The sequence below is a fragment of the Kribbella sp. CA-253562 genome, from assembly GCF_050942265.1.
GTDB lineage: Bacteria > Actinomycetota > Actinomycetes > Propionibacteriales > Kribbellaceae > Kribbella.
The window spans coordinates 5,805,511-5,828,887 of record NZ_CP192049.1 but is presented as its reverse complement, the minus strand read 5'-3'; the positions used below and the strand labels follow the sequence as shown (position 1 = coordinate 5,828,887).

General features: G+C 70.0%; 18 protein-coding genes. 11 read left to right on the top strand and 7 right to left on the bottom strand.

What is annotated here, in order from left to right; translation table 11 throughout:
• The first annotated feature begins 1 nt into the window (after nucleotide 1).
• Both ACQPXM_RS27380 and ggt read left to right on the top strand, forming a co-directional pair.
• A complete protein-coding gene (locus ACQPXM_RS27380; protein WP_432938479.1) occupies nucleotides 2–691 on the top strand; it encodes a hypothetical protein in 690 nt (229 codons plus the stop codon).
• A gap of 79 nt (nucleotides 692–770) precedes the next feature.
• A complete protein-coding gene (gene ggt, locus ACQPXM_RS27375) occupies nucleotides 771–2,615 on the top strand; it encodes a gamma-glutamyltransferase (protein ID WP_432938477.1) in 1,845 nt (614 codons plus the stop codon).
• On the opposite strand, the gene ACQPXM_RS27370 is transcribed toward ggt, so the two are convergent.
• Nucleotides 2,612–2,863: a hypothetical protein gene (locus tag ACQPXM_RS27370; RefSeq protein WP_432938475.1), complete on the bottom strand. Its 252-nt coding sequence runs from the start codon at nucleotides 2,861–2,863 to the stop codon at nucleotides 2,612–2,614. The two genes, ggt and ACQPXM_RS27370, sit on opposite strands and share 4 nt — an antisense overlap.
• A gap of 23 nt (nucleotides 2,864–2,886) precedes the next feature.
• Here ACQPXM_RS27370 and dapF point away from each other — a divergent pair, with 23 nt between their 5' ends.
• Nucleotides 2,887–3,729: a diaminopimelate epimerase gene (gene dapF, locus ACQPXM_RS27365; RefSeq protein WP_432938473.1), complete on the top strand. Its 843-nt coding sequence runs from the start codon at nucleotides 2,887–2,889 to the stop codon at nucleotides 3,727–3,729.
• Nucleotides 3,730–3,812: 83 nt separating this feature from the next.
• Nucleotides 3,813–5,306 carry a GTPase HflX gene (gene hflX, locus ACQPXM_RS27360; RefSeq protein ID WP_432938471.1) on the top strand — a complete coding sequence of 498 codons (1,494 nt, stop codon included), beginning with the start codon at nucleotides 3,813–3,815 and terminating at the stop codon, nucleotides 5,304–5,306.
• Between the two features lie 92 nt (nucleotides 5,307–5,398).
• Here hflX and ACQPXM_RS27355 read toward each other — a convergent pair whose 3' ends face one another.
• Nucleotides 5,399–7,762 (bottom strand): immune inhibitor A domain-containing protein, encoded by a 2,364-nt coding sequence (locus tag ACQPXM_RS27355; protein WP_432938469.1) that lies wholly within the window; start codon nucleotides 7,760–7,762, stop codon nucleotides 5,399–5,401.
• A 248-nt stretch (nucleotides 7,763–8,010) separates the two neighbouring features.
• Between ACQPXM_RS27355 and macS the strand changes: the two genes are divergently transcribed.
• A complete protein-coding gene (macS, locus tag ACQPXM_RS27350; RefSeq protein WP_432938466.1) occupies nucleotides 8,011–9,150 on the top strand; it encodes a MacS family sensor histidine kinase in 1,140 nt (379 codons plus the stop codon).
• Nucleotides 9,151–9,161: 11 nt separating this feature from the next.
• On the top strand, nucleotides 9,162–9,785 hold the full coding sequence (locus ACQPXM_RS27345; RefSeq protein ID WP_432951096.1) for a response regulator: 624 nt from the start codon (nucleotides 9,162–9,164) through the stop codon (nucleotides 9,783–9,785).
• Between the two features lie 62 nt (nucleotides 9,786–9,847).
• Here the strand turns inward: ACQPXM_RS27345 and ACQPXM_RS27340 are convergent, their stop codons facing one another.
• Nucleotides 9,848–11,029 (bottom strand): S8 family peptidase, encoded by a 1,182-nt coding sequence (locus tag ACQPXM_RS27340; RefSeq protein WP_432938464.1) that lies wholly within the window; start codon nucleotides 11,027–11,029, stop codon nucleotides 9,848–9,850.
• A 304-nt stretch (nucleotides 11,030–11,333) separates the two neighbouring features.
• Here ACQPXM_RS27340 and secD point away from each other — a divergent pair, with 304 nt between their 5' ends.
• The 3 genes from secD to ligD all read left to right on the top strand — a co-directional run bounded on the left by secD (nucleotide 11,334) and on the right by ligD (nucleotide 16,892).
• Nucleotides 11,334–13,631, top strand: a complete 2,298-nt coding sequence (secD, locus tag ACQPXM_RS27335) for a protein translocase subunit SecD (protein WP_432938462.1) — start codon at nucleotides 11,334–11,336, stop codon at nucleotides 13,629–13,631.
• Nucleotides 13,632–14,010: 379 nt separating this feature from the next.
• On the top strand, nucleotides 14,011–15,924 hold the full coding sequence (locus ACQPXM_RS27330; RefSeq protein ID WP_432951094.1) for an ATP-dependent DNA helicase: 1,914 nt from the start codon (nucleotides 14,011–14,013) through the stop codon (nucleotides 15,922–15,924).
• A complete protein-coding gene (gene ligD, locus ACQPXM_RS27325) occupies nucleotides 15,921–16,892 on the top strand; it encodes a non-homologous end-joining DNA ligase (protein WP_432938460.1) in 972 nt (323 codons plus the stop codon). Before ACQPXM_RS27330 ends, ligD begins: the two co-directional genes overlap by 4 nt.
• A gap of 555 nt (nucleotides 16,893–17,447) precedes the next feature.
• On the opposite strand, the gene ACQPXM_RS27320 is transcribed toward ligD, so the two are convergent.
• Both ACQPXM_RS27320 and lexA read right to left on the bottom strand, forming a co-directional pair.
• A complete protein-coding gene (locus ACQPXM_RS27320; RefSeq protein ID WP_077012660.1) occupies nucleotides 17,448–17,960 on the bottom strand; it encodes a glutathione peroxidase in 513 nt (170 codons plus the stop codon).
• A gap of 48 nt (nucleotides 17,961–18,008) precedes the next feature.
• Complete coding sequence (lexA, locus tag ACQPXM_RS27315; protein WP_432938457.1) at nucleotides 18,009–18,800, bottom strand: transcriptional repressor LexA; 792 nt, start codon at nucleotides 18,798–18,800, stop codon at nucleotides 18,009–18,011.
• Nucleotides 18,801–19,143: 343 nt separating this feature from the next.
• On the opposite strand from lexA, the gene ACQPXM_RS27310 reads away from it, so the two are divergent.
• A complete protein-coding gene (locus ACQPXM_RS27310; RefSeq protein ID WP_432938455.1) occupies nucleotides 19,144–19,662 on the top strand; it encodes a LysM peptidoglycan-binding domain-containing protein in 519 nt (172 codons plus the stop codon).
• 6 nt (nucleotides 19,663–19,668) lie between these two features.
• Here the strand turns inward: ACQPXM_RS27310 and ACQPXM_RS27305 are convergent, their stop codons facing one another.
• Nucleotides 19,669–20,619, bottom strand: coding sequence for a nucleoside hydrolase (locus tag ACQPXM_RS27305; RefSeq protein WP_432938452.1), 951 nt, complete (start codon nucleotides 20,617–20,619; stop codon nucleotides 19,669–19,671).
• Nucleotides 20,620–20,717: 98 nt separating this feature from the next.
• Here ACQPXM_RS27305 and ACQPXM_RS27300 point away from each other — a divergent pair, with 98 nt between their 5' ends.
• A complete protein-coding gene (locus tag ACQPXM_RS27300; RefSeq protein WP_432938450.1) occupies nucleotides 20,718–22,583 on the top strand; it encodes a glycerophosphodiester phosphodiesterase in 1,866 nt (621 codons plus the stop codon).
• Between the two features lie 55 nt (nucleotides 22,584–22,638).
• Here ACQPXM_RS27300 and ACQPXM_RS27295 read toward each other — a convergent pair whose 3' ends face one another.
• Entirely contained in the window at nucleotides 22,639–23,322 is a 684-nt protein-coding gene (locus ACQPXM_RS27295; RefSeq protein ID WP_432938448.1) for a GntR family transcriptional regulator, read from the bottom strand.
• Nucleotides 23,323–23,377: the final 55 nt, after the last annotated feature.

Below are 23,377 nucleotides of genomic sequence, written 5' to 3'. Positions count from 1 at the left end.
CGTGGACGACGTGAAGAGGCTGCTGGAGCAGTTCGCCGATCGAACGGCCGACGGCTTGCCACCGGCGGACGTGGACGCGGACGTGGCCCGCGGGCGCCGGGCGTTGCGCCGGATCAAGGCGCGCCGCCGGGTCACCGGTGTCCTGTGCGTGGCCGCGGCGACCACGGCGGTGCTGGTGGCCGGTGACGAGTCGCAGTGGTGGGGTGGTGGCGAGACGGAGGTCGCCACCGACGCCACCACGCCGCAGCCCAGTGCCGCGACGTCGGGATCGGCGGCACCGTCGACAGCGGCCGATGACGGCGACAAGGTCGCGACGTTCTCGATGGCAAGGGTTCAGTTGGTCACCAATCCGAAGCCCTGGAACTCGATCGCCTGCACCCTCACCCCGCAGGGCTGGACGGCCGCCCCGCGCAGCGACGCCAAGCGGGTCGTCCTGACCCCGCCGAGCGCGCGCACGGCCGAAGCGGCCGCACAGCTGGAACTGTTCGCGGCCGACGCACCGCAGCCGTTGAGCGGAGTCCGCGCGGTCCAGTCCGATGGCAAGGTCTTCCATCTCGGCAACGCGGGTGGGCGCGAGGTCGGTCAGGTCGAACTCGGCGGCAACTGGCTGGTCGCCCGGTTGCCGATCGACCACCAGGATTGGAACGACGACCTGGTCCGCCGCTTCCTGGATTCCTGCACGGTCTCCTGACGCGCCAGAACTGGCGTGCACCGCCCGGGTCGGGTAGGCAGGGGCTGTCCATGTACGCCGACCCCTGCGGAGGACCCCGGTGACACCGAAGAAGCTGGCCGCAACGCTGACGGCGAGTGCGCTCGTCCTGACCGGCCTGACCGCCGGGGGAGCCCCCGCGCAGGCGACCGTCGAGTCCCGGCCCCACACGCCGCAGCCACCGCCGAAGAATCCGACCGCGATCGGGTACGGCGGCGCCGTCGCCTCGGTCGATCCCGAGGCCACGAAGGTCGGCATCGGCGTGCTGCGCCGGGGCGGCAACGCCGTCGACGCGGCGGTCGCGACCGCGGCCGCGCTCGGCGTCACCGAGCCGTACTCGGCCGGGATCGGTGGCGGCGGCTACTTCGTCTACTACGACGCGAAGACCCGCAAGGTGCACACGATCGACGGCCGCGAGACCGCGCCGGCGGCGATGCCCGGCGACGCGTTCATGAACGACGCCACCGGCCAGGCGTACCCGTTCGCCCAGCTGGTCACCTCCGGCGTCTCGGTCGGCGTACCGGGCACGCTGGCGACCTGGGACTCGGCGCTGAAGTCGTGGGGCTCGCTGTCGCTGAAGAGGGCGATCAAGCCGGCGGCCGACCTGGCCGACCGTGGGTTCGTCGTCGACCAGACCTTCCGCAACCAGACGCTGGACAACAAGGCCCGGTTCGCGCAGGTCGTGCCGACGGCCAAGCTGTTCCTGCCCGGTGGCGACGCTCCGCAGGTCGGCACGGTGTTCAAGAACAAGGAGCTGGCCCGTACGTACGAGCTGATCGGGAAGCAAGGCCCCTCGGCGTTCTACCGCGGTCCGCTCGCGGCGGAGATGGCGGCGGTGGTGAAGACTCCGCCGAAGGCGCCCGGCGCGACGCTGCCGATGTTCCCGGGATACCTGACCCCGGCCGACCTGGCCAAGTACAAGGTGCTGAAGCAGGACCCGACCAAGGTCCGGTACGACGGCCTGGAGGTTTACGGCATGGCGCCGTCGTCCTCTGGCGGTACGACGGTCGGCGAGGCGCTGAACATCCTGGCGCCGAAGAAGCTGTCGAAGCTGTCCACCCCGGACGCGCTGCACAACTACCTCGAGGCGTCCGCGCTGTCCTTCGCCGACCGGAACGCGTACGTCGGTGACCCGGCGTTCGTCGACGTACCGACCGAGGAACTGCTGTCGAAGGGCTTCGGCGCCGAGCGGTCCTGCCAGATCGACCCGGACCAGGCCGCGGTCAAGCCGGTGAAGCCGGGTTCGCCCGACGGCTCGTACGCGCCCTGCGCGCCGGGCGTGACGACGACCGAACGGCCGGACACCGAAGGCCTGTCGACGACGCACCTGGTCGCGGCCGACCGCTGGGGCAACGTGGTGTCCTACACGCTGACGATCGAGCAGACCGGTGGTTCCGGTATCACCGTCCCGGGCCGCGGCTTCCTGCTGAACAACGAGCTGACCGACTTCAGTGCCGTCCCGGACCCGGCCGACCCGAACCGGATCGAGCCGAACAAGCGGCCGCGCTCGTCGATGTCGCCGACGATCGTGCTCCGGCACGGCAAGCCGTTCCTCGCGCTCGGCTCGCCGGGTGGTTCGACGATCATCACCACGGTCCTGCAGACGCTGACCAACCGGCTGGACCGCGGCATGACGCTGCCCCAGGCGGTCGCCGCTCCGCGGGCGTCGCAGCGCAACACCGCGAACGTGACCGCCGAACCGGCCTTCATCGAGGCGTACGAGGACGACCTCACGCCGTACGGGCACAAGCTGGTGCTCGCCGGTGACGCGCTCACCTCGGCCGCGGAGATCGGCGCGGTCGCCGCGCTCGAGGTCCTGCCGGGCGGCGGCTACCTGGCCGCGGCCGAACCGAAACGCCGTGGCGGCGGATCGGCGGCCACCGTCCACCAGGTCTGGCCGCGCTAGCGCTTCTTCAACCGCTGAGGTGCCGTAGGCAACGGCGGTGGCTCCGGAGCCGGCTGCTCGACAGCCGGCTCCAGCCATCCGCCGTACTCGTCGACCACGCCGGTGTCGGCGCCCTCGGGCAGCGCCACCACCCACGGGTGGTCCTCGTCGTCGTCCTCCCCGTGGAAGCGGCCGCGCCGCACCTCGCCGCCGAGCCGCTCGGCCACCACCTCGGCGTCCTCGCGCTCCCAGAAGTACGCGATCTCCATGGGACAACCGTACGATTTGCCCCATGAGCACCTTTCCCTGGCTGAAGGGTCACGGCACCGAGAACGACTTCGTGCTGCTGCCCGACCCCGACGGTTCGATCCACGGGGATCTCGACCCGGCGGTGGTGCGGTTCCTGTGCGACCGGCACGCCGGGATCGGTGCCGACGGGGTGCTGCGGGTGATCGAGGGGCCGAAGCAGAGCTACGTCGACGACGGCGGCGAGTGGTTCATGGACTACCGCAACGCCGACGGCTCGACCGCGGAGATGTGCGGCAACGGGATCCGGGTCTTCGTCCGGTACCTGGTCGACGAAGGGCTGACCGCGGCCAAGCCGGTCCGGATCGGCACCCGGGCCGGGGTCAAGGAGGTCGTGCTGCACGACGACGGCACGATCACCGCCGATCTGGGGGAGCCCAAGCTGCCCGGCCCGGCCGGCATCGTCGTCGAGGCGAACGGGCACCAGTGGCCGGCGACCCACGTCGACATGGGCAACCCGCACGCGGTCGCCTTCGTCGACGACCTGCGCGAGCCCGGACACCTGGTCGACCCGCCGGTCTGGTCGCCGGAAGACGCTTTCCCGTCCGGCGCGAACGTCGAGTTCGTGGTCCGCAACGGCCCGTACGACGTCCAGATGCGCGTGCACGAACGCGGAGCGGGGGAGACCCGGTCCTGCGGCACCGGGACCTGCGCCGTCACGGTCGCCTCCGCGCTGGCCGCGCGGCAGGAGCGACCGGTCACGTACCGGGTCGGCGTACCGGGTGGTGAGGTGTCGGTGACCTGGCGCGCGGACAACCATCTGGAGCTGCGCGGACCCGCCGTGGTGCACGCCCGCGGGGAGTTCGACCGGGGCTGGTTGCCCGCCTGAACGGGAATTCACCGCGTGACCAGGTCGTTGAACAGTGAAATCGGCTCGCCCGTACGGGTGAGGCGTGCCACGATGGAAGGTATATGACGACCCACTCGAACGCATACGAAGAGACCGAAGACGTCGACCTCGACCTGATCCAGGACGACGCGCTCGACGACGAGGAGACTTCGTCGACGGGTTACGACCGCGAGAGCCCGGGCCTGGAAGGCCTCGAGCTCGAGGAACGCCAGGCGCTGCGGCGCGTGGTGGGCATGTCGACCGAGCTGACCGACATCAGCGAGGTCGAGTACCGCAAGCTGCTGCTGGAGCGGGTGCTCCTGGTCGGCGTGTGGACCGAGGGCAGCGCCGAGGACGCAGAGAACTCGCTGGCCGAGCTGAAGCTGCTCGCCGAGACCGCGGGCTCGGAGGTCCTGGACGGCGTGATCCAGCGCCGCAAGAAGCCCGACCCGGCGACGTTCATCGGATCCGGCAAGGTGGCCGACCTGCGCAACCTGGTCGCGTCGCTGGGCGCCGACACGGTGATCGCGGACGGCGAGCTGGCCCCCGCGCAGCTGCGCAACCTGGAGGACCGGCTCAAGGTCAAGGTGGTCGACCGGACCGCGCTGATCCTGGACATCTTCGCCCAGCACGCGAAGAGCAAGGAAGGCAAGGCCCAGGTCGAGCTGGCCCAGCTGCAGTACATGAAGCAGCGCCTGCGTGGTTGGGGTGGCAACCTGTCCCGCCAGGCCGGTGGCCGGGTCGGTGCCGCTGGTGGTGGTATCGGTGGCCGTGGTCCCGGTGAGACCAAGATCGAGACCGACCGGCGCCGGATCAACACCAAGATCTCCAAGCTGCGCCGCGAGCTCAAGGACATGAAGGGCACCCGGGTCACGCTGCGCCAGGAGCGCCGCCGGCACTCGGTGCCGTCGGTGGCGATCGCCGGCTACACCAACGCCGGCAAGTCCTCGCTGCTGAACGCGATCACCGGCGCGGGCGTGCTGGTCGAGAACGCGCTGTTCGCGACCCTGGACCCGACCACCCGGCGGACCACCACGTCCGACGGCCGGGTCTACACCTTCACCGACACCGTCGGGTTCGTCCGGCACCTGCCGCACGACATCGTCGAGGCGTTCCGCTCGACGCTGGAGGAGGTCGCCGACGCCGACCTGCTGCTGCACGTGGTCGACGGGTCCCACCCGGACCCGATGGCCCAGATCCAGGCGGTCCGTGAGGTGCTGAGCGAGATCGGCGCGGTCGACGTCCCGGAGATCATCGTGATCAACAAGGGCGACGTGGCCGACCCGATGGCGCTGGCCCCGATCCTGCACCGCGAAACCGGCGCGATCGTGGTCTCGGCCCGCACGGGCGAGGGCATCGACAAGCTGAAGGCGCAGGTCGAGGCGGCGCTGCCGCAGCCGGACGTCGCGGTCGAGGCCCTGCTGCCCTACGACCGGGGCGACCTGGTCTCCCGGATCCACTCCGAGGGCTCGGTCGACTCGCTGGAGCACACCGGCGACGGGACCAGGCTGACCGCCCGGGTGCACCCGCAGTTGGCCGGCGAGCTGGCGCCGTACCAGGTGGCCGCGGCGAACTGACGCACGATCAGCTCGTCACGGCGAGCTGACGCAGGACGAACGAAGGGCCCCCGAGGATCGCTCCTCGGGGGCCCTTCGGCGTTGCCGGCCGATCAGCTACGGCTCGACACCTTCACCTTCATGGTGGTCCCGGTCCGGGAGACCACGCTGATGTTGACCTTGTTGTTCGGCACCTTGACGCCGGCCATCGGCTGCTCGGGGTACCAGTAGGTCTTGCTGTCGTTGAACGTCCGCACGCCGTCCTGGCCACGGATGTAGCTCGGCTGGCCGTTCACGTGCAGCGTGAACGAGTCGGCCTTCTCCAGTCCGAACGGAGCGTCGTACCCGGACACGCGCGGCCGCCAGATCTGGCCGTCGATCCGGTTGATCGGCACCGGGTGGGAGTCGATCGGCAGGACCAGGCCCTCACCGGGGTGCACGTTGGTGTTGTTGTCCCGCTGCGAGGTGTCCCAGTACCAGAGCAGCAGACCGTCCTGGTACGGGAAGTGCTCCACCTTGTCCGGCAGCGTCGAGGCCCAGCCGAAGTTGTACGGCCCGGTCTTGAGGTGCTTGTCGTAGGAGACGTAGTTGATGTGCGAGGCGAGGTAGTAGTTGTCGTGCAGCGTCGTCTGCGTCGCGCCGACGGAGCTGAAGCCGTTCAGCGTCCAGCCCTCGGGGCTGGTCTCGGCGCCCGACTCGAACACCGTGGTGGCGCCCGACGTCAGCTTGATCGCGTCGGCGTGGAAGCCGAAGCCACCGGTGTTGGCGTCGGTGGTGTAGCGGAACTGCAGGCCGATCGTCTTGCCCGCGTAGGCGGACAGGTCGAAGGTGGCCGGCACCCAGCCGTTGCTCTGGCCGTCGATGCCGTTGCCCTCGCCGGCCTTGGTGATGTTGCCGGCGATCGGCTTGTAGCCGGTGCCGTCGTTCACCTCGACGTAGGCGTAGTCGCAGGCGGTGGTGTCGCCACAGTCCTCGATGTCCCAGTTCGCCTGGAACGTCAGGGTCGCGGCACCGGCCGGCAGCGTCACCTGGCGGTTCATCGTCCGGGTGAACTCGTCACCCTCGCCGCTCCACCACGACTTGCTGCCCTCGGCCGGCGTCCGCAGCTGCGACGTCACGGACTTCTTCGGCAGCGGGACCACGAGGGCCTGCGCCTTGGCCGAGTTGTACTCGTGCGGGCCGAGCTCGAGCGTCCGGTTCTGTCCGGCGTTCACGATCTCGTAGTCCAGCCAGCCCAGCTGCAGCTTGTCCCACGCACCGAGGTCCGCGGCCTGCTCGCCGATACCGCCGTCGGACGGCTTGCCGACCCGGCTCTGCGCCATGATCGTCCACCAGTTGACGTGGTTCTCGATCGCCGGGCCGGAGGTGTCGTAGTGGTCCGGCAGACCGAGGTCGTGGCCGTACTCGTGCGCGAAGACGCTGATCCCGCCGTTCTCCGGCTGGATCGTGTAGTCGCCGACCCACAGGCCGGTGTCACCCAGCTGCGCGCCGCCGGCCGGGTTGTTGGCCGGGCCGCCGGCCAGACCGACGTACCAGCGGTGCGACCAGATCGCGTCCTCGCCCTGGTGCGGGTCACCGTCGGCCTGGTCGCCACCGGAGTGCACGATCTGGAAGTGGTCGAGGTAACCGTCGGGCTCGTTGAAGTTGCCGTCACCGTCGAAGTCGTAGCGGTCCCACTGGTCGAAGGTCTTCAGCTCGGCGGTGATCTGCGCCGTGGTGCGGCCGGCCGCCTTCTGGTCGGCGACCCACTGGTTCACCGCGTCCCGGACCAGCGCCCAGGTGTTGTTGCAGACGTTGCTCGCGCACGGGTAACCGTTGGACCGGCCGTAGCGGGCCTCGTTGTACTGGACCTTGACCCAGTCGGTGACCGTGCCGGAGACCGAGTAGCGGCCCGAGGACTGCTTCTCGTAGTACTTCTTCACCGAGTTGCCGGAGCCGAAGTACATGTCCTCGTAGTGCTTGCGGTTGTAGTCGGCCTGCCACACCGTCGAGTTGTCGACCGAGCGGTCCGGCGCGGGGATCGCGTTGTGCAGCGGCCCCTCGAACGTCGCCGGGCCGGGCACGTTCGGTGCCGTGTCCTGGTCGGGGTAGCTCGGGTGCCGCTCGTTGCCGAACTCGGCGAGCACGACGAAGATCCGGTCGGTCTTCTCCCGCGACAGCTCGACGTACTGGTCGACCTTGGCCTTGGCGGTCCGCTGACCCTTCGCGGTCGCGGTCTTCTTGCCCAGCTTGACGACCGTGCTGGCGCCGCGCTTCTCGGGCTTGGCCTTACCGTTCAGCACCTTGGTGAGTGCTTCCTGGCGCAACTCCCGGCGCTTGTCCTCGAGCGGGCTGGGCAGCTCGTCGGACGTCGACTGCTCGTTGGCGGCGACGGCCGGACCGGCCTGGGGCGGTGCGGCGGTACCGGACGAGGCAGAGCTCAGTCCGATCGTCGCCGCCAGAGCCAGGCTGAACAGCCCGGCAGATACTTTGCGCACGATTCCCCTCCTGCGTGTGAAAGGTCCGCTACGCGCGGCTTGTGACTTGACGCAGCGTGACCACGTGCTCCCCCGAGCGTGGAACTTCTGCGCGAGAGTACGGGGAAAATCGCTGATGCTGAAGTAGTTCTGATCAAATCCTTCGACAAAGGCGGGGAATCCTGCGTCCGGGCAAGGGGTAATACCACTCAACCCACTGGAGTACGACGACGCAGCGTCGCGGCCCGTCACCTTGGCAGACTGTCCGGATGGACCCCGACCGGCGCCACGGTGACACCGCCGACCTGCTGCTGCCGTTGTGGCGGGCGCTGGTCGTGTTCCGGGTGATCACCTTCGGCTTCGCCTGCTTCGGGGTCTGGACGCGGTGGGACGGCATCTACCGCCCGTCCGGCGCGATCGTGCAGCTGGCCGTCATGGGCGTCTGGACGGTGATCGCCTCGATCGGCTACAGCCGCCATTGGGGCCGCCGCAACACCCGGCTCGCGGTCGCGGACCTGGTCGTCACCGTGGGCTGCATGTACGCGACGCTGTTCGCGCAGCCGTTGCCCGACATCCGGGCCGGAGCGTCGGTGCTGACCTCGGTCTGGGCGGCCGGGCCGGTGATCGCGCTCGCGATTTCACGTGGCCGGGACGGAGGGCTGGTCGGCGCGATCACGGTGAGTCTCGCTCTGCTTTCGTTGCGTGGCGTCGAGAACGTGTCCAAGATCCTCAGCAACGTGCAGCTGCTGCTGGTCGCCGGTCTGGTCGTCGGGTACGCCGCGACCGCGATGCGCCGCGCCAACGTGAGGTTGCGCGAGGCAATCGCCGCCGAGAGCGCGACCGCGGAACGGCTCCGGCTCAGCCGGTCGATCCACGACGGCGTACTGCAGGTGCTCGCGCAGGTGCAGCGCCGCGGTACGGCGATCGGCGGCGAGGCCGTCGAGCTCGCGTCGCTGGCCGCCGAGCAGGAGGTCGCGTTGCGGTCGCTGATGGCGTCCCAGCCGGTGCCGGAGCTGCGCGGCCAGGTCGATCTGTGCAGTGCCTTGTTGCCCTTGGCCACGACCCGCGTGGACGTCGTCGTACCGGCGATGCCGGTCGTGTTGCCGGTCGGCGTGGTTCACGAACTCGTGGCCGCGGTCAAGGAAGCCCTGACCAATGTGACCAAGCACGCCGGTCCGGACGCCCGGTCCTGGGTGGTGGTCGAGGACCTCGGTGCCGACGTCGTGGTGTCGGTCCGCGACGATGGAGCCGGCACCACCCCCGACCGGCTCGACGCGGCGCGCGCGGACGGGCATCTGGGGGTGAGCCAGTCGATCCGGGGCCGGATCACGGACCTCGGCGGCAGCGTCACGGTCCGGACGGCGCCCGGCGAAGGAACCGAGTGGGAGATGACGGTGACGAGATCTTGAGTATCCGCGTGATGATCGTCGATGACCACCCGATGTGGCGCGAGGGCGTCGCCCGCGACCTGGAGAGCCGCGGGTACGACGTGTGCGCGACGGCCGCCGACGTGGCCGGTGGGATCCGGATCGCGCTGGCGACCCGGCCGGACGTGGTGGTGATGGACCTGCAGCTCGGCGACGGTTCCGGCGTCGACGCGACGCGGGAGATCACCAACGCGCTGCCGGACACCCGGGTGCTGGTGCTGTCGGCCAGCGCGGAGCAGAGCGACGTACTGGCCGCGGTGAAGAACGGCGCCTCGGGCTACCTGGTGAAGTCGGCGTCCCTGGACGAGTTCGACACGGCGGTACGGCGTACTGCGGAAGGGGATGCGGTGTTCTCGGCCGGACTGGCCGGGTTGCTGCTGGGGGAGTACCGGCGTCTGGGGGCCGGTCCGGAGGTGCCGCAGCTGACCGAGCGGGAGACCGAAGTGCTGCGGCTGGTCGCTCGAGGGCTGACCGCCAAGCAGATCGCGACCCGGCTCGTGCTGTCGCACCGGACGGTGGAGAACCACGTGCAGAACACGCTGCGCAAGCTGCAGCTGCACAACCGAGCCGAACTGGTCCGCTACGCGATCGAGAACGGCATCGACGACGGCGCCTGAGGCCTGACGCCGCCGTACCGGCTCTGGTGGAAGTCCGGTACCGCGGCTGACTCAGTGGGTTCCTACAGGCCGTTCGAGAACAGCAGTCGGTTCACCGTGCCGCCGGTGGTGCCCCCGCTGACGACGTTCGGCGTCGCGGAGTTCTCGATGTACGACTTCACCGTGGCCGGGGTGGCCGACGGGCTGGTCTGCAGGTAGAGCGCGGCGACGCCGGCGACGTGCGGCGTGGCCATCGAGGTGCCGTTGTAGGAGCCGGTGGTGTTGCCCGGCAGCGTGGACACGATCGCCGAGCCCGGTGCGTACACGTCGACGCAGGACCCCGTGCTCGAGTACGACGCCCGCGCGTCGGTGCTGGTGCTGGCCGCGGTGACCAGGGCGGTCTCGATCTTGCGCGGAAGCAGGTGGCAGGAGTTCGCTCCGGTGTTGCCGGCCGAGGTGGCCAGGAAGACGCCGGAGCTGATCATCCGGCGCAGCGAGTTCTCCAGCGTGGTGTTGGCGGTGAAGTTCCAGGACGTGTTGGCCACGGCCGGCTTGACCGCGTTGCGGGTGACCCAGTCGACGGCGGCGATCGCGGCCGACGCCGTCCCGCCGCCGCTGCAGTTCAGCCACTTCACGCCGTGCAGCCGGACGTTCTTGGCCACGCCGTACGAGGTGGAGCCGATGGTGCCGGCGACGTGCGTGCCGTGCCCGTTGCAGTCGGTGTTGTTGCTGTCCAGGCCGTTGAAGTCGAAGGTCGCCCGGCCGCCGAAGTTCGGGTGGGTCGGGTCGACGCCGGAGTCGATGATGTAGGCGTGCACGCCGGTCCCGGTCCGGGTGTAGGTGTAGGACCGCGACAGCGGCAGGTTGCGCTGGTCGATCCGGTCGATGCCCCACGACGGCGGGTTGGTCTGGGTGGTGTCGAGCACGTTCTCGACGTACACGTCCTCGGAGATGGCGATCACCTCCGGGCTCTTCTGCAGCGCCGCCAGCTGGGCCGCGGTGAGTTTGGCGGTGAAGCCGTTGACCGCGCTGCTGTACTGCCGGGTCGGCTTGATGCCGAGCGAGCTCTTCAGCTTGACGCCCTGCTTGAGCTCGACGATGTAGGTGTCCTTGACCGCGCTGACGCCGGGGTCGGCGGCGGCGCGCTGGACGAGGATGATCCGGCCACCGGGTTCGGGAGCCGGAGCGGCACCGGCGGAGCCGGCGGTGGTGAAAGCGATCGCCGGCACGACAGCTGCGGCCAGGGCAAGGCGGATTCGACGCACGTGTTCCTCCTCGGGGAACTTGGTCACCCACCGGGGCGGAGGGGTGATCACACTCGGTCCTGACGTGGTCACGGAGCGAGTGAGAGGAGAAGTTAGGGCGAACTCACCTGAGGCGTCAATCAGTTCTGCTGCTTGCTGATGCCATGGCACTGCGCTGCCGTCCAGGCGAACGTTTGATCGGGCCTCGATGCTTTCTGGCCGGTGACTTGCCGGTCTCCGTACACTGTGCGTTCCACGACGCATCGTGGGTCTGCACTGCGTCATGACACCCGTACCCAGGGTGCCCATCTCCCGGAGGCTTGTAGTGAACCGGTCGTCCCTGGTCCGCGCGTTGTTCGCGTTCCTTGTTCTCGCGGCGTCGACGTACACCGTCCTGACCGCGAAGCCGGAACTCGGCCTGGACCTGCGAGGTGGCACGCAGATCGTCCTGGAGACGAGCGACTCCCCGACGGCCAAGGCCAACGCGGAGAACACCGACAAGGCGCTCGAGGTACTGCGCCGGCGGATCGACGCCCTGGGGGTCGCCGAGCCGAGCGTGACCCGGCAGGGCGAGCGGCGGATCATCGTCGAACTGCCCGGCGTCCAGGACCCGCGCGAAGCCGCCGAGGTGATCGGCAAGACCGCGCAGCTGAGCTTCCACGAGGTGCTCGAGCAGGTCGCGGAGAAGCCGGCCAAGCCCGCGCCGGGAGATCTCTACCTGCCGAGCCAGGACGGCGGTGTGCTGAAGCTGGCCAAGCCCGCGATGACCGGCGAGAAGGTCGGCGGCGCCGAGGCGGTGCTCGACCCGAACCAGGTCGCCGCCGGCTGGATCGTCCAGCTGAACTTCAAGGACGGCGGCGGCAAGATCTGGTCCCAGATCACCGGCAAGGCCGCCTGCCAGCCGGTCGGTACGCCGGGCCGCCTGATCGCGATCGTGCTCGACAACGAGGTGCTCACCGCGCCGCAGGTCGACCCGACCGGCGGCAACCAGCTGTGCAACATCGGCCTGCCCGAGAACAACAGCACGATCACCGGCAACTTCGGCGAGGAAGAGGCCAAGGACCTGTCCGCGCTGATCTCCGGTGGCGCCCTGCCGCTGCCGGTCGAGGTGATCGACCAGCGGACCGTCGGGCCCTCGCTCGGCAAGGACGCGATCCAGGCCAGCGCGCTGGCCGGCATCATCGGCGTCACGCTGACCGCCTTGTTCATCGTCGTGGTCTACCGGCTGGTCGGCCTGATGGCCGTGATCGGCCTGATCACCTACGCGGGCATGTCGTACGCCGCACTGACGGCGATCGGCGCGACCCTGACCTTGCCCGGCCTGGCGGGCTTCGTGCTCGCGATCGGTATGGCCGTCGACGCGAACGTCCTGGTCTTCGAGCGCGCCCGCGAGGACTACATCGGCGGGCGGACCGACGGACTGCGGCGCTCGCTGCGCAGCGGATTCCAGAACGCGCTGTCGGCGATCGCGGACTCCAACATCACCACGCTGCTCGCGGCGGGCCTGCTGTTCTTCCTGGCCGCCGGACCGGTGCGCGGCTTCGGTGTCACGCTGAGCATCGGTGTGATCGCCTCGATGCTGTCGGCGCTGGTCGTCACCCGGGTGTTCGCCGAGTTCGTCGTGTCCCGCAAGTTCGTGCTGGACCGGCCAGGCCTGAGCGGCATCGCCGGGCACGGCCGGGTCCGCACCTGGCTGGAGGCGAAGCGGCCGGCGCTGATGAAGCACAGCCGCCGGTGGCTGCTGATCACCGTGGCCGCGATCGTGGTGAGCGTCGCCGGTGTGGCGATCCGCGGGCTGAACCTCGGCATCGAGTTCACCGGCGGGCGGCTGCTCGAGGTCAGCACCGCTCAGCAGATCACGCCCGACCAGGCACGCGCCGCGGTCGCCGAGGCCGGCTACCCGAACGCCGTCGTCCAGGCGTCCGGCACCGACGACATCACCGTGCGCACGGTGACCATCAGCAACGACGAGGCGGAGAAGATCCGCGAGTCGATCTCCCGGATCGGCGGCGGCACCGAACTGATCCGCAACGAGAGCATCGGCCCGTCGCTCGGCAGCGAACTGCGCAACAAGGCGCTGATCGCGCTCGGGGTGGCGTTGCTGGCCCAGCTGATCTACCTGGCGGCCCGGTTCCGCTGGACCTTCGGCGCGGGCGCCGTACTGGCCCTGCTGCAGAACGTCGCGGTCGTCGTCGGCGTCTTCGCCTGGACCGGCAAACCCGTCGACGGCATCTTCCTGGCCGCGATGCTGACGATCATCGGTTACACCGTGAACGACTCGGTCGTCGTCTTCGACCGGATCCGGGAAACCCGCAACGCCCGCTCCACGGAGGCGCTCGGCCCGGTCGTCGACACCGCCATCGTCAACGTCCTGCCCCGAACCATCAACACCGGTATCTCGACGTTGTTCATCCTCGCCGCCCTGCTCTTCCTCGGCGGCGACTCCCTGGCCGACTTCGCCCTGGCCCTCCTCCTGGGCATCCTGGTCGGCACCTACTCCTCCAACCTCACCGCCGCCCCCCTCCTGGTCGAACTCGAAAAGCGCTACCCGGCCCCGCCGCCCCGCCCCAAGCGGGTCCAGCGAGACCGAGACACCGAACCAGACCGCGGCGCCGTCGTCTGACCCCCACCGCCCCCGGCGACCCGCCGGGGGCGGTGTCATGCCGGGCCCGACCGCTGACGCCCGCTCCACCCGCCCCACCAGTTCCACCCGCTCCACCCGCTCCACCAGTTCCACCCGCTCCACCCGCTCCACCCGCTCCACCCTCCCCACATCCCTTCCCGGCCGCAGCGCACCTCAGCCCCCGCGGCCTCTCCGGCCGCATCACTACCAACCGCCCGGGGCAGGTGACGTTCTTCTCCCTCGTCCACAACCCTCCACACCGCTGGCGAAATCTGTCCGCGACCCCGGCTAGGGTGTTGCGGTGGGTGTTGATGTGCACGAGTTGCTGGAGGCCGCGGTCTCCGGGGTGAACGGGCAGACCCGGCCAGGGCAGGTCGCGATGGCCGAGGCGGTGAACGACGCCATGCACGACGGGTCCCACCTGCTGATCCAGGCGGGAACCGGCACCGGCAAGTCGCTCGGCTACCTCGTGCCCGCGCTGGTGCACGCCGTGGAGAACCGCCGCGTCGTGGTGTCGACCGCGACGCTCGCGCTCCAGTCGCAGCTCGTCGACCGCGACGTGCCCGCCCTGCTCGACGCCACCGAGAAGCTGCTCCCGCGCCGGCCGACGTACGCGATCCAGAAGGGCCGCAACAACTACGCCTGCCTGCACCGCATCCGCGAAGGCGCTCCGGACGACGACGGCATGCTGGTCGACGTCCCGCCGTCGGGGCCGATCGGCCAGCAGGTGGTCGAGCTGCGCGAGTGGGCCGAGCAGCAGCTGCTCGACGGCGAGGCCGGCGATCGCGACCACGCGCCTTCCCACCAGTACCAGGCCTGGCAGCAGGTGGCGATCGCGGCCCGCGAGTGCCTCGGCGCGCAGAAGTGCCCGTACGGCGAGGAGTGCTTCGCCGAGCGGGCCAAGGAGGAGGCGCGCAAGGCCGACATCGTGATCACCAACCACGCGCTGCTGTCGATCGACGCGTTCGAGAACCGGACCGTGCTGCCAGAGCACGACGTGGTGATCGTCGACGAGGCGCACGAGCTGCCCGCCCGGGTGACCGGCGCGGCCGGCGACGAGCTGTCCCCGCAGATGGTCGAGCGGGCGGCGAAGCGGGCCCGGCGGTTCGTCGACGACGACCACGCCGACGATCTGATCGACGCCTCCGACGCGCTGCGTGCCGCGCTCGACCAGACCCGCGAGGGCCGGATCGAGGCGGCCAACAGCGCCGTCCTGGAGGCGGCGGCAATGGTTCGCGACGCGGCCCGCGGCGTGTACTCCGATCTGAACAAGAAGTCCGACGACAAGGACGACGACCCCGACGGCGCGAAGCGGCAGGCCAAGGGCGCGGTGAAGGAGATCTTCGACGTCGCCGAACGCGTCGCCGCGCTGAACGACCTGGACGTCGTCTGGCTGATCGACCGCGACCGTTTCGGCAAGGAGCTGCGGATCGCGCCGCTCACCGTGGCCGGCCTGCTGCGCGAGCTGGTGCTGAAGGACCGCACCGCCATCCTGACCTCGGCGACGCTGACGCTCGGCGGCGACTTCGACGCGATCGCCCGGCAGGTCGGTCTGCGTCCCGCCGACAAGCTGGCCGACGACGACGAGATGCCGGAGCTCGACGACGAGTCCGAGACCGGTCCGCTGCCCTGGCGCGGGCTCGACGTCGGTTCCCCGTTCGAGTACGAGAAGCAGGCGATCCTGTACGTCGCCAAGCACCTGCCGCCGCCGCATCGCGACGGGCTCGGGCCGAAGCAGTTCGAGGAGATCGTCGACCTGGTCACCGCCGCCGGAGGCCGCACGCTCGGGTTGTTCTCGTCGCGCCGCGCGGCCGAGGCGGCGACGGCGGCGGTCCGCGAGGCGACCGACCTGAAGATCCTCTGCCAGGGCGACGCCCACCTCAACGAGTTGTCCCGGGAGTTCATCGAGGATCCCGAGACGTCCCTGTTCGGCACGCTGTCGCTGTGGCAGGGCCTCGACGTGCCCGGCTCGACCTGCAACCTGGTGATCATCGACAGGATCCCGTTCCCGCGCCCCGACGAGCCGCTGATGGCTGCCCGGCAGCGCGCGGTGGACGAGGCCGGAGGCAACGGGTTCATGGCCGTCGCCGCCACGCATGCCGCCCTGTTGCTTGCCCAGGGCACCGGTCGGCTGATCCGCCGGAACAGCGACCGCGGTGTCGTCGCGGTGCTCGACCCCCGGATCGTCACCGCCCGGTACGGCGGGTTCCTGCGCGCCTCCTTGCCACCGATGTGGCCGACCGCCGATCGTGAGAAGGTGCTCGGTGCGTTGAAACGACTGCAGGACTCATGAGCCCGGCCGGGGGTCCGCCGGTGCTGCCGATGATGGCCGCGCTCGGCCCGCTGCCGACCGGACCCGACTGGGCCTACGAGCTGAAGTGGGACGGCATCCGCGTGATCGCCGAGGTGGACGCCGACGGCTGCCGGCTCTGGTCGCGCAACAGCCGCGACGTGTCCGCCGGCTATCCCGAGCTGGTCGGCCTGGCAGATGCTCCCGGGCTGCAACTGCCCGCCGTACTGGACGGTGAGATCGTCACCCTGGACGAGAACGGCGCACCGTCGTTCGGCCTGCTGCAGCGCCGCATGCACGTCCGCAACCCGCGACAGCTGGCGCAGCTGATCGTTCAGGTACCGGTCTCGGTCCGCGTCTTCGACGTGCTCCAACTCGATGGAAAGTCCTTGCTAGAGGCAACGTACGACGATCGTCGGGCGCTGCTGGAGTCGCTCGACATCGGCGACCCGTTCTGGGAGACCCCGGTGGCCTACGACGACGGCGAACAAGCGCTCGACCTGTCCGCGTCGACCGGACTGGAAGGCGTGGTGGCCAAACGCCGCAAGTCGCGCTACCTGCCGGGCAAGCGCAGTGCGGACTGGATCAAGGTGAAGCCGGTCCAGACCCGCGACGTGATCCTGTGCGGCTGGCATCCGGGGGAGGGCAACCGGCAGGGCCGGATCGGCTCGCTGTACTGCGGCGCGTACGACGAACCGGGCGGCGAGCTGGTGCTGATCGGCAAGGTCGGATCCGGCCTCGACTTCGCGATGCTCGACCTGCTCGGCGCCGAGCTGGCCGGCCTGGAGATCGACCGGCCGCCGTTCGACGCCTCCAGCATCCCAGGCACCGACCGCCGCGCCGCGCACTGGCTCGACCCGCTGCTGGTCGCCGAAGTCACCTACTCCGGCTGGGCCGCCGACGGCCGCCTACGCCACCCTGTCTGGCGAGGCCTGCGCCTCGACATCGACCCCGAATCAGTCGTTCGCTGAACCCGAAGCCCGGGGACTCCGCCCAGCGCCCACGCCGACCACGCTCCACCCGATCCCACGCGTTTGTGCCGACCCGCATTACCGCCCCCAGGCATGCGCTCACGCCGACCGGATCCCGCCTTCAGACATGCGCTCACGCCGACCGCATTCCACCCCGAGACACGCGCATCCCGGACCAGGCGTTTGCGCCGACCGCACTCCACCCCGGATCAGACGCGTGTTTGCGTCGGCCGTGCTCCATCCCGGACCGGGTGTTTGCGCCGACCGTGCTCCACCCCGGATCACCCGTTTGTGCCCACCGTGCTCCGCCCCGGACCGGGTGTTTGCGCCGACCGTGCTCCGCCCCGAACCGCGCGTTTGCGCCTAGCGCGCTCCGACTCCGAGCCAGGCGCGTGCGCAGACCGCGTGGACGCCGCGTCGTCGCCGCGCCCCCGGACCCCGCGCTGGTGTTGACGGCGTGCTGGTCATCACCCGTCGCGAACCATAAATCCCTGCGACAGTGAGGCGCCCGGTGTCGAAGGGAATCGAATCCAGAACTCCCGCCGACGCCGTCGATCAGTCGCCGGAGTCCCGGGTGCTCGGGGCCGGTACCGCGAGGGCGGCTTCGATCTTGTCGGCCAGTTTCTCCGGCGGGTTGGTCGGTGCGTAGCGAGCGATCACGTTTCCGTCCCGGCCGATCAGGAACTTGGTGAAGTTCCACTTGATCCGCCCGCCCAGCAGCCCACCGGCCTCACGCTTGAGCCAGTTGTACAGCGGCAGGGTCTTGGAACCGTTCACGTCGATCTTGGCGAACATCGGGAACGTGACGTGATAGATCGTCGAGCAGAAGTTCGCGATCTCGTTCTCGTCGCCGGGCTCCTGGTGGCCGAACTGGTCGCAGGGGAAGCCGAGGACCGAAAATCCTTGTTTCCGGTAACTCTTGTAGAGCTTCTGCAGACCCGTGTACTGCGGGGTCTGGCTGCACTGCGAGGCCGTGTTCACCACCAGGAGCACCTGGTCGCGGAAGTCGGCAAGAGACTGTTCATTGCCTTCGATCCGTTTGGCGCTGAAGTCATAGACAGTCGTCATGGTTCAATGCTGACACGACACGCCCGACTTCGCGCGCCGTCTGAGATGTCAGACTCGGCGCAGAACTGTTACGACCTTTCCGAGAATGGTCGCGTCGTGGCCGTCGATCGGCTCGAAGGCCGGGTTGTGCGGCAGCAGCCAGACCTCGTTGCTGGTCTTCTTGAACGTCTTCACGGTCGCCTCGCCGTCGATCATCGCAGCGACGATGTCACCGTTCTCCGCGGTCGGCTGCTGGCGGACCACGACCCAGTCGCCGTCGCAGATGGCCGCCTCGATCATCGATTCTCCCTTGACCCGCAGCATGAACAGGGTGCCCTCCCCGACCATTGCCTTAGGCAACGGAAAGACCTCCTCGATGTCCTGCTCGGCCAGGATCGGCCCACCGGCGGCGATCCGGCCGACCACCGGCACGTACGCCGCCGCCGGGTGCGCGTCGCCGGCCCCGGTCTCGTCGTACGACGTCTGGCGGACCGAGCCCACCGAGCCGCGCCGCGCCGCCGCGTCGGCGACTTCGCCCGGATAGCGGACCTCGATCGCGCGCGGCCGGTTCGGGTCGCGGCGCAGCAGGCCCTTCTGCTCCAGCACGCGCAACTGGTGCGAGACCGAGGACGAGCTGGTCAGGCCGACCTTCTCGCCGATCTCGCGCATCGAGGGCGGGTAGCCCCGGCTGTCCACCGAGTCGCGGATGACGTCCAGCACCCGGCGCTGGCGCGGGGTGAGTCCGGTCGCGTCGGCCGGGCCGTCGGGCAGCTCGGTCACGGTCGGCTCGGCGGCACCGCGCGCGGAACCACTGGCCTTGCTCGAACCGCTGCCCTTGCTGGAACCGCTCGTCCTGGCCATCGGTGGTAACTCCTCGGGTCGGGGCCGGCGCCTTCGTGTCCCTCGGCTCGGCCTTGCGTGATCGACTGAGCACGACGTTAGACCGAATCCTGAGATTCTTCAAACATCTGTTCGAAGGCGTGTCGGTTCGCACGTTTGTTCGTGTGTCGGGTTATAGGGCGGGAATTTCCCCGGCGTGTCCTGGTTGGAACAGTTGCGGATCGGGCGCGCTGCGGTTAATGATTCGTACAGACGTTCGATCGAACAGGTGTTCGGACACCGCCGGATCGAAAACTGTCGGCGGTGACCGGTAGACACAAGGTAGAGCGCACGACGAGGTCTAGACGAGGGTCTGGAGGATCCGATGAGCACAACGGCACTGGCCACCGCAGCTACGCCGGAAGCGGGCGCCCCTCCCGCCGTGCCCGTCGCGCCACGCCGGCACCGGATCGCGGGGACGACGACCGACCGGCTGACCGTGCGGGCGTGCGCCGGCCCCGATCTCGAGCCTCGGGTGCAGCCGCGGCCGCAACCGCGGGTCCACCAGCCCGCGGGACGCCGACAGCACCCGGAGATCGAGCCCTCGGCGCTGCAGTTGACCCGTCGGGGCCGTGCGGTGCTGACCACGCTCTCGGTGCTGGTCTTCGGTGCGGCGATCGCCGTGCTGGGGCTGCGTGTCGCCGGAGCGCTCGAGCCCGAGCCGCAGTTCACCCGAACGGTGCAGGTGCAGGTCGGCGCGGGCGACACGCTGTGGTCGATCGCCCAGAGCACGAACCCGTCGAGCAACACCGCCGCCGTCGTCGAGCAGATCGCCGACCTGAACAACCTGCGCACCGCCGCCGACGTGGTCCCCGGCCAGACCCTCGAGGTCCCGCTGCGCTGACGGCCGCTAGCGCACCGCCGACAGCCAGAGATCCGCGTAGCGACGCCCATCCACCGCGGTCGCCACCCGAACCACCGTCGGCGCCGCGCCGAAGGGGTCCGAAGTAAGGTCACCGCTCCAATCCCGCGTGTCGACGATCGTCCGCCCGCGTGACCAGCTGCCGGACAGCTCCACCCGCAACGGAAACTCCTGCGTGGTCAGCCCGTCAGGGTCGATCACCGCGCACACCGCGCCGCCGTCACCGATGCTCGCCTGGTCGGCCCGGTACAGCTCGCTGCGCTTCTCGATCAGCCGTCGCGCCAGCTCCGCCGACGGCGACCCGCCGAGCGCACCCGCCTCGGCGAGCGTGATCGGTACGCCGTAGAACACGTCGAGCCCGTACATCGTCACCGGCACCCCGAGCTCACCGGCGGCCGCGAGCACGATCGCCGCCGCCTCCGGATCGGTCCAGATGTTGAACTCCGCCGACGCGGTCGCGTTGCCGATGCCCGCCGCGCCGCCCATGAAGACAATCTCGCGCAGCCCCCGCGCCGCCTCCGGGTAGGTGCGCAGCAGCAGCGCGATGTTCGTCATCGGTGCGAGCGGAACCAGCGTGATCAGCTCGCCCGTCGCGGCCGCCTCCAGCAGGACGGCGCGCAGCAGCTCGACCGCGTGCCGGGCGTCCGGCGTACGGGTCGACTTCGGCCAGTCCAGGTCGCCGAGGCCGTCCTTGCCATGCACGTGCGGCGCCGCACGCACGGGCTGCAGCAGGGGGAGTGCCGCACCCCGAGCCACCGGTACGTCGGAACGCCCGGCCGCGTCGAGCACGGTCAAGGTGTTGACCACGACCTCGTCCAGGCCGACGTTGCCGCCGACACAGGTGACCGCCTTGAGGTCCAGCTCCGGGTGGCGGGCGGCGAGCAGCAGGGCGCAGGCGTCGTCGAGCCCGGTGTCGACGTCGAGAATGACCGGCTTCATCCCGCCATCCTCACCCATCGGCCGAGCCATCGCGCGTTGGCGGGCAATTCATCACTGGCTCTGGTCCTGTTCGTGTGGGTTTCCTACGGTCGTTGCCCATGAAGCTCACTTCACGCCGCCCTCGTGCAGTGCTGGCCGCCCTGGCCGCAAGCGCCACTGTCACCGCTGTCCTGACCGCCCCGTACGCCGTCGCCGAGCCGGCCACGGACCACGCCGTCACCCGAACCGCCGCTCCCGAACCGACCGTCGACGAGACCTTCGACGGCACCACCCTCCCGGCCGGCTGGACCGTCGTCGACGGCACCTGGAAGGTCGAGAACGGCCGCCTCACCGGTACGTCGGCCACGTCCGCCCAGCAGAGCCGGATCACCTTCGGCACCCCGCTCACCGACTTCCGGATCGAGAGCCACCTGCGCTTCGAGTCCGCCCTGGACGCCGCCCGCTGGGTCGCGTTCGGTCTCGACCTGGCCCCGACCGGCGCGGTGCCGTGGTCGATCGCGACCCTGCGCAACGGATCGACCGCCGCCAACGGCCTCGAGTTCGCCCAGCGCACCGCGTCGAACACCTGGAACGTCACCGACACCGGGGCCGCCCCGATCGCGGTCGGTGTCGGCCGGCAGGTCGCCGTCGCCGTCGAGGTCCGCGGCTCCCGCGCCACCTGGTTCGTCGACGGCCGCGAGGCGCTGCGCACGACGATGGTGAACCGCAGCGCGACCGGCGTCCAGGCGCTGGTGGTCAACGGCGCGACCGTCTCCTTCGACGATCTCAAGGTGACTCCGCTCGGCAAGGAGTCCTTCGTCCGCAAGCCCGGCGACCCGCTGCGGGTCTGGGCGCACCGCGGCGGATCGAGCGCCGCCCCGGAGAACACGGCGGCCTCCGACGAGGTCGCCCGCCGGGCCCGCGCGGAGTGGATCGAGAACGACGTCCAGCCCACCAAGGACGGCGTACCGGTGATCCTGCACGACGACACGGTGGACCGGACCACCGACGGCACCGGCGCGATCCGCAGCCTGACCGCGGCCCAGGTCGCCGGCCTGGACGCCGGGTCGTGGTTCGCCCCGGCGTTCACCGGCCAGCGGGTTCCCACGCTCGGCGAGCAACTGGACGGCCTGAAGACCCGCGGCGGCAATCTGCTGCTGGAGGTCAAGGGCGCCCACACCCGGGACTCCGTCGCCCGGATCGTGACCGAGATCCGCAACCGGTCGATGACCGGCCGGGTCTTCGTCCAGAGCTTCGAGCCGCAGCACCTGCGCTGGATGCGTGAGCTGGCTCCGGAGCTCCCGCTCGGGCTGCTGCGCAGCACGCTCGACCCCGACCCGGTCGCGATCGCCAAGGACCTCGAGCTGTCGGCGTACAACCCGTCGGACGCCGCGTTCCGGACCCGCCCGGGCATTGTCGCCGAGCTGCACGCCCAAGGTGTCGCGGTGAACGTGTGGACGGTCGACGACGCCACGCGCTGGAACGCGCTGGAGAAGGCCGGCGTGGACGGCATCATCACCAACCGCCCGGCCGAGCTCTACGGCTGGAACGCCGCGTTCCTCCAGCGTGCCAAGCCGGCTGTGCTCAGCCCGGCCGCCGGGCAGAAGGTCGACCGCGCCCAGCAGCTCCGGATCGCGGTGGCCTCCGCCGAGCCGGCCGACATCACCCTCGATGGCAAGCCGGTCGAGAACGGGAGCGCGCTCGACACCGCCGTACTGGCTGCTGGTGAGCACGTGATCAGGGCGCAGGTCGGGCAGCAGGTCACCGAGTCGCGCTTCCAGATCGTCGCGACGCCGACCGGGCTGGCCGGCCTGATCCTGACGTCGAGCGCCTCGCGATCGGCCGTCTCCACCATGACGACCCTGCTCGGCCAGCGTCAGTACGGCGTACTCGCGGTGTACGCCGCAACGCCCGCCGCGTCGGGCCTGACCGCGGCCCAGCGGGCGCAGATCATCGCCGAGGCGCGAGCGCTCGCGGCCAACTGACCTCGCCGAACCACCCCAACTTCCGGCCGGACGCTCTCCGGGGCGTCCGGCCGGCTCAGTTCTCCGGGCCGTACTCGATCAGCCGGTGGTACGAGCCGACCAGGTGGTCCTCGATCACCGATGCGGCCGCCGCCGGGTCGCCGCCGACGAGAACGTCCCGGATCGCCTTGTGTTCGGCGTACGCGATCTCGTGGAAGTCGCGCCGGGCCACGTGCCGCGAGTGCAGGAACATCGCGACCTGACTCCGGATCTGTTGCCACGCCCGGTCCAGCCGCGCGTGCCCGGCCGCCTGGTAGAGCACGCCGTGGAAGTCCAGGTCGAGATCCAGCGCGGTCTGCGGCGGGTAATCCGGACCGAGCCCGCGCATCTGCTCCAGCACCTCGTCCATCGCGGCCAGATGCTGTTCGCTCAGCCGGGGGAGCGCCCGCTCGATCGCCAGCCGCTCCAGACTCAGCCGGAGCGTGTAGATCTCCTCGACGTCCTCCGGGGTCAGCGTGATCACCTGCGCGCCGCGATGCCGGCGCAGCACGACCAGCCCTTCGCGTTCGAGCTCGATCAACGCCTCGCGGATCGGGCCGCGACTCATCTGCAACGCCTTCGCCAGTTCGGCCTCGGGCAGGTGCTCCCCGGGAGCGAGGGCGCCGGTGACGATCATCTGCCGGATCGCCGGCACGACCGTGGCCCACAGCGCGGGGCTGCGTTCGGTCTGCAGGGCGAGCTGGTCGAGGGGACCGGCCACAGCAGTTCCTCCATCGGTGTAAATGTCGATTGTTAACCATTGACTTTTGACAATG